General features: G+C 69.7%; 11 protein-coding genes. 3 read left to right on the forward strand and 8 right to left on the reverse strand.

Features of this window, described 5'->3' with window-relative positions:
• Positions 1–25: 25 nt before the first annotated feature.
• From D7X74_RS08575 to D7X74_RS08610, 8 genes are all read right to left on the reverse strand, one after another.
• Complete coding sequence (locus tag D7X74_RS08575) at positions 26–3,097, reverse strand: aminotransferase class I/II-fold pyridoxal phosphate-dependent enzyme (RefSeq protein ID WP_120532435.1); 3,072 nt, start codon at positions 3,095–3,097, stop codon at positions 26–28.
• A gap of 175 nt (positions 3,098–3,272) precedes the next feature.
• Entirely contained in the window at positions 3,273–3,725 is a 453-nt protein-coding gene (locus D7X74_RS08580) for an Rrf2 family transcriptional regulator (protein ID WP_120532436.1), read from the reverse strand.
• A gap of 2 nt (positions 3,726–3,727) precedes the next feature.
• Complete coding sequence (locus D7X74_RS08585) at positions 3,728–4,723, reverse strand: FAD-binding oxidoreductase (RefSeq protein ID WP_120532437.1); 996 nt, start codon at positions 4,721–4,723, stop codon at positions 3,728–3,730.
• A 19-nt stretch (positions 4,724–4,742) separates the two neighbouring features.
• The gene (locus tag D7X74_RS08590) at positions 4,743–5,108 is read right to left on the reverse strand and encodes a group 1 truncated hemoglobin (protein ID WP_120532438.1); all 366 of its coding nucleotides are present in this window, start codon (positions 5,106–5,108) and stop codon (positions 4,743–4,745) included.
• Between the two features lie 150 nt (positions 5,109–5,258).
• Positions 5,259–6,194, reverse strand: a complete 936-nt coding sequence (locus D7X74_RS08595) for a hypothetical protein (protein ID WP_120532439.1) — start codon at positions 6,192–6,194, stop codon at positions 5,259–5,261.
• 3 nt (positions 6,195–6,197) lie between these two features.
• The gene (locus tag D7X74_RS08600; RefSeq protein ID WP_120532440.1) at positions 6,198–7,070 is read right to left on the reverse strand and encodes a fatty acid desaturase; all 873 of its coding nucleotides are present in this window, start codon (positions 7,068–7,070) and stop codon (positions 6,198–6,200) included.
• Positions 7,063–8,937: a StlD/DarB family beta-ketosynthase gene (locus tag D7X74_RS08605; RefSeq protein WP_120532441.1), complete on the reverse strand. Its 1,875-nt coding sequence runs from the start codon at positions 8,935–8,937 to the stop codon at positions 7,063–7,065. The genes D7X74_RS08600 and D7X74_RS08605 overlap by 8 nt, the downstream gene beginning before the upstream one ends.
• 83 nt (positions 8,938–9,020) lie before the next feature.
• Entirely contained in the window at positions 9,021–9,893 is an 873-nt protein-coding gene (locus D7X74_RS08610) for a cupin-like domain-containing protein (RefSeq protein ID WP_120532442.1), read from the reverse strand.
• Positions 9,894–10,147: 254 nt separating this feature from the next.
• On the opposite strand from D7X74_RS08610, the gene D7X74_RS08615 reads away from it, so the two are divergent.
• The 3 genes from D7X74_RS08615 to D7X74_RS08625 form a co-directional block, all read left to right on the forward strand.
• A complete protein-coding gene (locus tag D7X74_RS08615) occupies positions 10,148–10,417 on the forward strand; it encodes a GlsB/YeaQ/YmgE family stress response membrane protein (RefSeq protein WP_120532443.1) in 270 nt (89 codons plus the stop codon).
• 248 nt (positions 10,418–10,665) lie between these two features.
• On the forward strand, positions 10,666–11,457 hold the full coding sequence (locus D7X74_RS08620; protein ID WP_158622198.1) for a DUF2092 domain-containing protein: 792 nt from the start codon (positions 10,666–10,668) through the stop codon (positions 11,455–11,457).
• A gap of 2 nt (positions 11,458–11,459) precedes the next feature.
• Positions 11,460–11,771 (forward strand): hypothetical protein (locus tag D7X74_RS08625; protein ID WP_199741791.1); only part of this gene is annotated, 312 nt, incomplete at its 3' end.

Here is an 11,771-nt window from a genome sequence, read left to right on the forward strand (position 1 = left end):
GCGCGGAGTGTAGTCCGCGCCACGCTCAGCGCAGCCGCTGTCCGAAGGCGCGCAGCCGGTCGCGGGCCTTGAGCAGCTTCTCCCTGGGGATGGAGAACACCGCGCGCACGCGCTCGGGGTCCCCGCACCACGCCCCGCCGTTGAGCACCACGTGGGTGTGCTCGTAGACGATGCGGGGCAGGTTCTCCGGCGTGAGCTTCACCCCGTCCACGGTGCGGCCCAGCCAGGCCGTCATCCGGGGTGCGAGGAAGAGGCCGCCCGCCTCGGTGGCCTCAGCGCGGCCGTCCTCGGGCAGCGCTTCGGACAGCAGCTCGCGCTTCTCCGCCAGGTCGCGCCGCATCCTTGCCAGGAAGGCCCGGAGCGCCTTGTGCCGCGCCGGATAGAGCAGCTGTCCGTCCGGGCCCCTGGCATGGGCCGCGTACAGGTACGCCGCCGCGCGCGCGGTGGGCGCGTGCAGCACGCCCGGGGCGCTGTCGCGCAGCGCCGCCACCAGTGCCCGGTCCTTCGTCGCGAGCCAGCCCACGCGCAGGCCTCCCGCCGCGAACTCCTTGGACAGTCCGCCCAGGAGCACCGTGTGCGCGCCGATGCCGGGCACCGCGCCCTCCAGCGTCACCGGGCTGTGCACCGTCTCCGCCGTGGGGTTGGAGAGGTTCACCAGCCCGAAGATTTCGTCCGACACCCACAGGCAGCGCTGCTCCACCACGTACGTCGCCAGCGCCATCAGGTCCTCGTGGGAGAGGTAGTGGCCCGTGGGGTTCGCCGGCTGGGACACCACCACCGCGTCCGGTGCCCCGCCCCGCGCGCGGCGCGCCAGCAGCGTGGCGAGCGGCCCCGACTCCACCTCACAGCCCGCCGCGAGGAACGTGGGCGCCAGCACGCCGTAGCAGGGCGTGACGAGGAACACGCGCGGCCCCCGGCCCAGCCGCTTGCGCAGCGCCACGCCCAGGTGGTGCATGAGGGGCCAGACGCCGGGGGCCACGACGACGTCCTCGGCGGTGTAGCGGGCGCCTCGCGTCTCCAGGAGGAAGGCCGCCACGGACTCGGCCAGGCCCGTCTGCGTGGCATCCGCGCGCGGGGCGACGCCCGCCGCGATGAGCCCTTCAATCAGGGGCAGCGGCAGCGGGCCTTCGTTCTCGCCGTAGTCCAGGCGCACGAGCTCCGGGTCGTCCTCGCGGAAGAAGCGGGGGGCGAACGCGGGCAGGGTGGAGAGCCGGGCGATGCGCTGGGCGCGGGGCAGCGGCACCTCGGGCGCGCGGGGCGGCGTGGGCGGCTTAGGCTCCGCGAAGGCCATGCGGAAGGCGAGCAGTTCGGAGAAGGTGCGCTCGTAGAACCACTCCGCGAAGACGCTGATGCGCGAGTACGTCACCTCCGCGGCCACCTCCAGGTCGGCGCGCAGCGGTTCGGGCACGGGCAACAGCAGCGTCAATTCCAGGTCCGGCCACACCGCGTTCTTGATGAACCCGTACAGGATGACCAGGTTGGGCGCCTGCGGGGCCCGCGCGAGGAACTCGAAGAGCGTGCGCGGCTCCACCTCGCCGGTGATGTTGAAGAAGGCGCTCTCATCCAGCACCACCCAGATGCCGCGCCGCGCGGCCTCCGCCACGATGTCGCGCAGCACCGCGAGGTTCGTGCGCTCGCCCGGCTCCACCGTCAGCAGCACGGCCTTCACGTCGAAGGCGGTGAGCAGGCGGCGGATCTCCCCCAGCGCGTTGTGCGTCACCACCGCGCGCACGCCCGCCTTGTCCAGCGCGCGGGCGTAGAGCGGGTGCAGGCTGCGCGACACCAGCACCGTGTCGCCCGGGTCGCAGGTGGCGAGCAGCAGCGAATAGACGGCCTGCTCGCGCTCGGGCGCGACGAACAGGGAGTCCTCCGACAGGCGCAGGCCGAAGTGACGGTCCAGGTAGCGGGCCACCAGCCGGCGGAAGGACGCGTCTCCCGCTTCGTGCGCATAGGGAAGGCGTGGCGACTGCGACATCCGCTCCGCGAGCGCCGTGACGAAGCCGAGCTGTTCCGCGGACGCGGTGCCCAGGTCCAGCTCCTCCTGGAGCGCCGCGATGCCCAGGGTGCGCAACGCCGAGCGCAGGGCCAGCGTTTCACGGGGCAGCGACAGGTGCGCTTCCCACACGGCCACTTCGTGCCAGATGGGATGGCCCGACTGGAGCCAGCCGAGCGCGGTCGCCGCGCGCAGGGGCTCCGGGCTGTGGGCCTCCATGAAGAACTCGAACTCCCGTCCGGTGCGCTGCTCCAGCGACACCAGGGGACGGATGTCCGTGTCCGCCGCCTGCATCACGCGGCGGGCCACGCGCACCCGGGTGGTGAAGCCGCGCCGGGTGAACATGCGCGCGATGATGGCGCGGCCCGGACGGCCCGCGAGGTTCAGCAACAGCCGTCCGCCGGCGTGGAGTCGCTCCGGAGCTTCGTCCAGGAGCCGTGCGATGAGGCCCAGGCCGAAGTGGTCCTCGTAGACGTTCTGGAGCGAGGTGTAGTTGGACAGGTCCAGCAGGGCCTGCTCATCCGCCTGCGCCAGCTCCGCCGGCAGCTCGTCACCGCGCAGCACCTGGGGGATGCAGCCGACGATGAAGTCCCAGTCGGGCTTCTGGGGCAGGCCGCGCAGCAGGTCGCTCTCCCCGAAGGACAGCCGCGACACGAGCTGTTCGTCGCCGTTGAGCCACGCGTTGCAGAGGCCCACGGCGGGAGCCTGGGGATTGAGGTCCAGGCCCCGGATGCGCGACAGGCCGGTGAACTTCGCAAGCGCGATGCAGATCCACCCGGAGCCCGCGCCCACCTCCACCAGGTGCTTGCCGGCGTACTCGTCCAGCGGGACCTTGAGCAGGCCCTCCAGGAAGGTGAAGGCCCAGGCCTCGGGCGCGAAGATGGACGGCGGGATGAGCAGCTCCAGCCGCTCCTGGGACGCACCCACGGCGACGACCACCGACGCGAGGCGCAGCGGTGCGCCCTCGGGTTTGTCGCGCGACAGCTCCGCCAGCTCGCGCAGCTCCACCAGCGCGCGGGCCCGCGTCTCCGTTTGGCTCAGCGCTTCGGCGAGCGAGCGAAGCTGGAGGAAGGCTTCACGGGGAGACGCGGGATAGGTGGCCATGGCGCGCGCGACTGTCCGGGCCCGGGTGTCCCCTGTCAACGACGGTCGCGCGACGCGCCTCGTCATCGCGAGGCCGCCGCACGCGGCCACACACTTTCAGTCCTCGTCGCCCGCGGCATTCATCACCGGGCCATCCCTCCACATTGCGACGGTCGGCGCACGGGTGCGCGCGACTTCAGCCTTCCGAGGCGGCCGTCGGAAAGAAGAGGTCCGCCAGGCCCGGCTTGGAGCGGCGCAGCAGGTCCTCCAGCGTGTACTTGTCCAGCGTGGCCAGGAACGCGTCCCGGGCCTCCGCCAGCACGCCCTTGAGGCCGCAGGCCGGCGCGATGGGACAGGTGTTCTGCTCGCGGTCGAAGCACTCCACCAGGTGGAAGTCCGGTTCGGCCGCGCGCACCACCTTGCCCAGGCGGATGTCCCCCGTGGGCTTCGCCAGCAGCACGCCGCCGGAGCGCCCCGGCTTCACCTCCACCCAGCCCTGCTGTCCCAGGGTCTGCACCACGCGCACCAGGTGGTGCTTGGAGATGCCGTAGGCGTCCGCCATCTCCTGCGTGGACGAGGGCCTGTCTGGACGCGCGGCCAGGTACATGAGGACGCGCAGCGCGTAGTCGGCGTGAAGGGTCAGGTGCAAGGTCAGGCGGCTCCGGCGACACGCCCTGCTGGCGGTGTGCTCGGCAGGAAGGCATCCGCGTGGATGTCCTTCAGCGAGAACCCCGCCAGGAAGAGCTTCTTGCGCAGGGATAGCACCCCTTCGGCATTCCCGCAGAGGTAGGCCCGCCAGCCCGTGGGCCGCTTCGGCACGCGGGCGAGCACGAGCGCCTCCAGCGTCCCTTCCCGCACATCCCCTCCTCCGCCGGTCAGCACGGTGGGCCCGTAGTGGAGGTTCGGGTGCCACGTCGCCCATTGCCGCAGCCGCTCCACCAGGTACAGGCCGCCCGGCTCCCGCGCGCCGTGGAACAGGTGGATGGGCCCGGTGTGCCCGGCCTCCAGCGCGTCCCGCACAATCCCATACAGCGGCGCGAGCCCCGTGCCCGTGCCCGCCAGCAACAACGGCGCTTCCGGCTGTCCGGGCACGTAGAAGCAATCTCCCGCCGGGCCCTGCACCTCCACGCGCTCGCCGGGCCGCGCGTCGCGGGCCAGCCACTCACTCATGGCGCCCCCGGGGATGATCCGCACGTGGAGTTCCAGGGTGCTTTCGCGGGGCAGGCTCGCCAGCGAGTAGCTGCGTGCGAGCCCGTCCCCTCGCACCACCGTGATGTACTGCCCCGCCCGGTAGGACAGCGGGGACTCCGTCTCCAACCGCACCGACAGCACGTCCGGGGAAAGCGACTCCAACGCGACGATGCGCGCGGGGATCCGCAGCTCCCCGGCCCCCGCCACCTCCAGCGCCGCGCCGTCCGGCAGCCGGCACGCGCACGCGAGGAAGTAGTTGCGCGCCTGGAGCGTGTCCTTGAGCCCGACCTGCGCGGCCGCGGGCACGCTGCCTTCCACCGCGCGCATCAGACAGGACTGGCACGCGCCCGCCCTGCACGCGTGGGGCACGCTCACGCCCTGCCGCAGGAGGCCGTCCAGCACCGTCTCGCCGGACTCCAGCGGGTACCACGCGGCTTCGTGTTTCACCTTCGCCATGACGTGCCCCTTTCGCGCTTCAGCGGTTCAGCACATCCGCCCGAGCCCCCTCCGCGACCGCCATCACCTTCCCCACCAGCTCCGCGGACACGCCCAGCTCCTCCAGCGTCTCCTTCAGGTGTCCCGCCACGGCGTTGAAGTGCGTCTCGTTCAGGCCGCGCTGGACCAGCGGCCGGTGCCCCTCCCGCATGTCCTTGCCCGAGTAGTTCGCGGGGCCCCCGCACACCATCGTCAGGAACGCCTTCTGCTTCGCGGCCTGGCGCTCCATGTCCACGGTCTCGAAGAAGTGGCTGATGCGCTCATCGCCCAGCACCTTCCGGTAGAAGAGCTCCACCGCCGCCGCCATCGCCGGTTCCCCGCCAATCTGCTCGTACACGCTCGACATGTCGCCGCTCCCTGCCCGCGGACCCGGGCTCTTAAAGATGCATTCAGGATGCATCTTTAAGAGCCGACCCGTCAATGTCCCTGAAGCAGCAGGGCTGTTCGCACCGATTCGGTGGGACGACGCTCGGTTCCGACGTGGTGGGGGGAAGGCCTACGCCGCCCCGCTCACCGGCTGGGGCGGCAGCTGGAGCGTGGGCGCCACGATGCGCGCCAACTGCGGCATCCGCCCGTGCTTGCACTCCACCAGGAAGCCATGGAGCAGCTCCGCGGACAGGCCGTGCAACATCAGCCGGAAGCCCGCGCGCATCGTCGTCAGAGGCACCAGCGGGTGGCGGTTGTTCACCAGCGCCACCAGCCCCGGCGCCTGGAGCAGCGTCGCGACGTAGATGGCGATGGTCTCATCCAACTGCAACGAATTGCTCGCGCGCCAGAAGTCCCGGTCCGTCAGGAACAACTGATACATCGGCGTGAAGATCTCGATGGCCGACTGCAGGTCCAGGAAGTTCGTCCACCGGTTCGGCATCTCCTGGATGGGGAACTCGTCCGACACCCCACTGAAGTCCAGCTTCGCCGGCGGTGACAGCGTGCGCCCCTGGTCCCTCAACGCCCGGCTCAGCCGGATGACGAAGTTGTAGAGGTTCAGGTCGTGGTTCAGGAAGATCTCATCCTTGACGTGCACCAGCTCCGTCGGACGGATGGGATTCGTGGGCACGTTCAGCTCCGACGCGTTCCGGGCGATGAAGTCGAGGATCTCCGAGCCCACGTGGAAGTGCCGCAGGATGAGGTAGTTGGCCTCCGGGCTCACCCACGTCTTCAGCCCCCACGCCAGCAGCCGGTGCAGCAGCTTCGAGGACGTGAAGCGCCGGGGCACGAAGATCTTCAGGCACTGGAACAGGATGATGCACAGCCGCGCGAGGGGCCGGACCACCGGCAGCATGTACTGCCGCGCGCTCGAGCGCTGATCCACCAGCATCGCCGCCTTGGTGCGCTCGTGCATCGGCAGGCTGCGGTCCAGGAACAGCGCGACCCAGGGGTCCGGATCCTTCGGGTCGTGCGGTTCGCTGTTCAGCAGTTCGACGGGATCCATGGCTCACCGGGACAGGGGGACGGAAATGGGCCCCGACGGCGACGGTCGGTGCATGCGCGCTTCGATGTCCGCCGGAGCCGGAACGCGCAGGTCGCTGGCAAGCCCCAGCCGCTCGAACAATCGCAGCACGTGCCAGATGAAGTCGAACTGTCCCGGCAACAATCCGTGGCGCGCGCTCGACGGGAAGCTGTGGTGGTTCGCATGCCACCCCTCGCCCAGCGTGAACCACCCCATGAACACGCCATTGCGAGCCTGATGCGCCTCCGCGTACGGCCGCTCACCCCAGAGGTGCGCCACGCTGTCGATGGCGTCCCCCAGGTTGAAGATGACCACCAGCATGCCCCAGGCCGCCGCCACCCCCACCGGCCCGAAGAGCGCCCAGCCGCCTCCCACCAAGGCCAGCACGTGGAGCAGACACAGGAGCCCATACGGCCCGGGCCGGCTCACGAAGGCGTACCAGGGGTCCGCCGCCACGTCCTTCGCCAGGTGGTTGTATTGCAGGTTGCTGCGCGGCCGGTGCCACCCGTCATAGAGCACCCGCAGCGGGCCCGCGACGGAGTACAGGAAGCACACGCCCGGGTTGCGTGAGCCGATGTACCAGCCCACGTGCGCCCACCAGAACCCGTCCAGCACGGGCGAGTGCGGATCCCCCGCCACGTCCGTGTGCGCGTGGTGCCAGCGGTGGTTGCCCGCCCACTGGATGGGCGTCCCCGCCGGCAGGCCCACCGTGACGAACAGCCGCTCCAGCCACCGGTTGAGCTTCAGCGAGCGGTGCGACAACACGCGGTGGTAGGCGACGTTGATGGCCAGCCCCGCGAGCAGGAAGTAGCCCGCGCAGAACGGAATCAGCCACAGCGGATGCAGGGGCTCAGACACGGTCCAGTTCCTCCAACTGCAACCGGTACAGCCGCGCCGTCACCTTCGCCGTCTTCACGATGCGCTCCGCCAGCTCCGGCGTGAGGATGCCGGAGGCCAGCGCGCCGTCCAGCCGGTCCAGGTGCGTGGCGTCGTTGTCGCCGTGGTACAGGAAGAAGCGCACCTGGTCGTCCGTCAGGCCCAGCTGGTCCTTGATGGCCGTGCCCCAGCGGCGCGCCACCCGGTTGCCCAGGCCCTCGATGATGAACATCGCGCCCAGCAGGTCGAACGGGTTCTCCTGGCTGGCCCGCTGGAACATCCACGCGGACAGCGCTTCGCTGCCAATGTTCTTCGGCGCGCGGGTGATGGCCTCCTTCGACCCGCCCACCGACACGTAGTGCCGCTCCAGCATCTCGTAGTCCCGGTGCTCGTCCCGGGCGTGGTGGATGAACGACGAGCGCAGCGCCAGGTGGTCCGCCGTGATGCTGGATGCCGCGCGGGCGATCCACCGCGAGCCCTCCACCACCTGCTGGCGCAGGTTGATGAGCAGCGACTGGTAGTCCTCCACGGTGAAGACGCCCCGGTTCAGCTTCGACAGCAGGGGCACCTGGTTCAGGCTGGACTCGAAGTCCACCCAGACGTGCGTCAGCTCGCGCACCAGCTTCTCGCGCAGCGGATCCCCGCCCACCTTCGGGGTGAGCGGCAGCGGGCCTGCATCCGGAAGCGCGGCCTCGCGACCGACCTCGGGTGCCGCGCGCTCCGGCCCCACGACGGTGAGCATCGCGTAGCAGGCGATGAAGCCGCCGCTCTCCGGCACCATGCAGAAGATGCGCTGGCCCGGGCGGGCCTTCCCCTCGTTCACCAGCTCCTCCAGCATGAGGAAGATGGACGCGCAGCCGGTGTTGCCGCGCGTGGAGAGGTTGGTGAACCAGCGCTCCTCCGGGATGCGCACGCCGCCCTTCTCCAGGAGCTTCACGATGGGCTGCTTGAAGTAGTGCGACGAGTAGTGGATGCAGAACCAGTCCAGCTCCTCCGGCTTGATGCGCCCCTGGTCCATCAGCGCGAAGAAGCCGTCCACGCCCAGCGCCACCAGCGACTCCAGCCGGCGGATGTCCTGCTTGATGTTGAAGAAGCCCTGGGCCGCGGCCTGCGTGACGTCGGGCGCGTCCAGCCAGCTGGGACCGAAGCCCCCGTCCGGCGCGCGGTTGGCGCCCACGGACATGCCCAGCTCGTGCCGGTTCGCGTGCGAGCGGATGTCCATCCACTCCACCTTGAGGGACAGGCGCGTCGGATGCGGCCGGTCCTGCACCACCGCCGCGCCCGCGCCGTCGGACAGCATCCAGCGCAGGAACTCCGCGTCGAAGGGCACCGGCCCGTCGCCCGCGACCTCCTCGTAGTGGCTGGCCTTGAGCAGGCGGCTGACCAGTTCGCTGGCGCAGACCACCGCGCGCTTCGACTCGCCGGTGGCCACCTGGAGCGACGCCATGCGCAGCGCCTGCATGCCGCTGGAACAGATGCCGTGCAGCGACGCGATCTCACATGCGGGGCCGCCAAGCGCCCGGTGCACCTGGCTGGCGAAGCCGGGCAGCACCAGGTCCCCCTGCGTGCTGCCGGTGACGAGCAGGTCCATCTCCTGCAGCGTGATGGGCGAGCGCGACAGCGCATCATGGATGGCGTTGACCGCCAGGTCCCAGTTGCGAAAGAGCGTCTTCTGCTCCCGGTCGATGGCGTAGTGCCGCCAGGTGATGCCGTTCTGGGAGAGCACCCGGCTGCGCGCGCGGGAGGGACTGCCCCGCACCCGGCCGAGGTAGTCCTCCATCGCGTCATTGGAGATGGGTTCGCCGGGGAGGAACTTCCCAAGGCTGGTGATGAACACGTCGTGGGCCATGGCTCACACCATAAGCGGAGCCCTGGGACGACGCAGGCGGGGGCGCACAGACAGTGTCCGTGCGCTTCGCGGACCCGGGGGAATCAGGCGGGCATCAGGCGGCGCGCCCGGCGGACCACGCGCTCCACGCCGCTCTTCACGTGGTCCAGCGGCAGGAAGCGGTTCACCGGCACGGGCCGGTATCCCACGCGTCCCAGGCGCGTGCGCAGCGCGTGGTTGGCTCGCAGCGCGCGCAGGTGGCGGGCCGTCTCCCGCGTGTTGAAGATGATGGAGAGCGACACGGAGACATCCTCCATGCCGTTCTTCACGTAGTGCGGCGCAACGAACGGGATGTGCAGCGCGTCGCCGGGGCCGAACTCGTAGCGCGTCGCCGTCGCGTCGAAGGTCTCCCGGTAGTTCACCTTCGAGCCGGAGCGCGCGACGAAGGCCTCCAGGTCCGACGCGGGCACCACCTGCTCATCCCACGCCGGGGAGATGTGCACCGCCTTGCGTCCCCGGAACTGCATCAGCAGCGTGGAGTAGCGGTCCAGGTGGAAGGGCGTGACGCTGCCGGGGGAGGCGATGAACAGGTAGAGCATCGGATCCACGGCGGTGTGGCCCACGCCCTGCGCCTGCATCAGCGACTCCACCTCCGCGAGCAGCGAGCGGAACAGGTCCTTGAAGCTGGGGTCCTGCTCCGGCGCGCGAAGCATGATGTACGAATTGCTCGTCATCATGTTCTCCACCGTGTCCTTCAGCGACAGCCCGGTGCGGTAGTCCACGTGCGCGCGGTCGAAGTCCGCGTCCTTGGGCACGAGGCCGGAGCTGAAGAACACGTTGTCCGCGGGCAGGCGCTGCACCACGCCCGCCAGGTTCTCCAGTTCCAAGGCGGGATGCCCCAGGAGCGTGTGATGACACCGGTAGGATTCACGGTCGAAGCACAACGGCGCTCCAGTGGATTCAAAGATGCGCTTCATGGACACGGCGAACTCCTTACCGCCTCGGCGGCATGGTGTTCACCCGATGCCAACAGAGCGCATCGACAACGTCAAAATGGGGCGTTTTGCCCCGCGTTGTTTCACCTGAAACCAACGTGCGTCCGCTGCTGAACGGTGCAGGGCCCTGGAATGCAGGTCCTCCGCTCGGAGAGGCATCGTCCTTGAGGGTGGGGCAAGCATCCTGGATGCATCGTGCCCATGTTGTTCCCGTCCATTTGCGAAGGGGGAAGGACATGGGCTTGGAAGCAATCCTGTTGTGGGCGGTCATCGGCCTCATCGCCGGGTGGCTCGCGTCCGCGGTGGTCGGTGGTGGGTACGGCGTGGTGGGCGACATCGTGGTGGGCGTGGTGGGCGCGTTCCTGGGCGGCTTCATCTTCCGCGCCCTGGGCACGAGCGCTCCGTTCGGCGGCCTGGCGGGCACCATCTTCGTGGCGTTCATTGGCGCGGTGGTGCTGCTGTTGGTCCTCCGGGCCATTCGATCGGCCACCGTCCGAAGGGCCTGACCGTAGGGCCCCTGAAGTCTTCCGGCCTCTCTCCCATGTGGAGGGGGGCCGTTTTCCTTGGGGCGCCGCACCGGCGGGCTCGGAGCCATCCGGTCGCCCGGATGCAATGCCACCCACGCCTGTCTGTCCTTGCACGTGAAGCCAACGTCTCCATGTTGCGAGTGTCGGATGAGGTGTTGGATTCCGAAAGGAACAGGGGGACGGCCGTGCGACCGAACATCAAAGACAGGCGTCACTGGAAGCGGTTGGTGGCCTGGGGGGTCTGTGCCGGCTGCATGCTGGGCTGGGGCTCCCCTGCTTTCGCCGCGACAGCCACCCGGGAGAAGACCTCCAAGGCGGCCGCCTCGGTGGAGCCCCAGGCCGTCGCCGCGCTGGAGCGGATGGGGGACTTCCTTCGCTGCCAGCGGACCTTCGAGGTCACGGCGAAGACGACCACGGATGCGATCCTCGACAATGGGCAGAAGGTCCAGTTCGCCGGGACCACCGACCTCCGCGCGCGGCGTCCGGACCGCCTCCGCGTCGACAGCGCGTCCGACCTGAAACAACGCCAGTATTTCTATGACGGCAAGCACTTCACGGTGAACGGGCCGGGCACGGGCTTCTACGCGTCGTTCGACGCCCCTCCGACCCTGGAGAAGACCCTGGAGGCCGCCGAGCAGCGCTACGATATCGAGCTGCCGCTGGTCGACCTCTTCTACTGGGGCACCGACAAGGGCCGCGCCAAACAGCTCAAGTCCGCCGTCTACGTGGGGCCCGCCACGGTCGAGGGCGTGGCCACGGACCAATACGCCTTCCGGCAGGGCGACGTGGACTGGCAGGTGTGGATTGAGAAGGGGGAGCGGCCCGTGCCGAGGAAGTTCGTGGTCACGAGCGTCCAGGAGCCGTCGCAACCGCAGCACGTCGCGACGCTCGACTGGAACCTGAAGCCCCGATTCGATGATGCGTCGTTCAACTTCGTCCCGCCCAGGGACGCCCACCGGATCGCCTTCGAGGACACCCGGCAACGGGCCGGTCGGAACACCCCCAACAGGAGCCGTTAGCCATGCGCCCCCTCAAGAGCCTCCAGGCCCTCGCACTCGTCGCCGCGTTCGGGATGTTCACCGGAAGCGCGTCGGCCTACAGGGCGCGCACCGCCACCCGGACCAACGTGAACGGGAGCGCCCACCGGGACGTGGATGTGAACCGGAACGTGGGTGTGAACCAGGACGTGGATGTGAACCGGAACGTGGGTGTGGACCGGGACGTGGATGTGAACCGGAACGTGGGTGTGGACCGGGACGTGGATGTGCACGTCGACGACGACCACTACAACCATGACAACGACCACTACCACCATCCCGTCGCGGCGGCGGCC

Source organism: Corallococcus sp. CA047B (assembly GCF_003612065.1).
In the GTDB taxonomy this organism is placed as follows: domain Bacteria; phylum Myxococcota; class Myxococcia; order Myxococcales; family Myxococcaceae; genus Corallococcus; species Corallococcus praedator.

Bases quoted from the DNA above. Each gene is read 5' to 3' on its own strand.
- D7X74_RS08575 (WP_120532435.1), bottom strand. From the start codon at position 3,097: ATGGCCACCTATCCCGCGTCTCCCCGTGAAGCCTTCCTCCAGCTTCGC.
- D7X74_RS08585 (WP_120532437.1), bottom strand. From the start codon at position 4,723: ATGGCGAAGGTGAAACACGAAGCCGCGTGGTACCCGCTGGAGTCCGGC.
- D7X74_RS08590 (WP_120532438.1), bottom strand. From the start codon at position 5,108: ATGTCGAGCGTGTACGAGCAGATTGGCGGGGAACCGGCGATGGCGGCG.
- D7X74_RS08595 (WP_120532439.1), bottom strand. From the start codon at position 6,194: ATGGATCCCGTCGAACTGCTGAACAGCGAACCGCACGACCCGAAGGAT.
- D7X74_RS08605 (WP_120532441.1), bottom strand. From the start codon at position 8,937: ATGGCCCACGACGTGTTCATCACCAGCCTTGGGAAGTTCCTCCCCGGC.
- D7X74_RS08610 (WP_120532442.1), bottom strand. From the start codon at position 9,893: ATGAAGCGCATCTTTGAATCCACTGGAGCGCCGTTGTGCTTCGACCGT.
- D7X74_RS08615 (WP_120532443.1), top strand. From the start codon at position 10,148: ATGGGCTTGGAAGCAATCCTGTTGTGGGCGGTCATCGGCCTCATCGCC.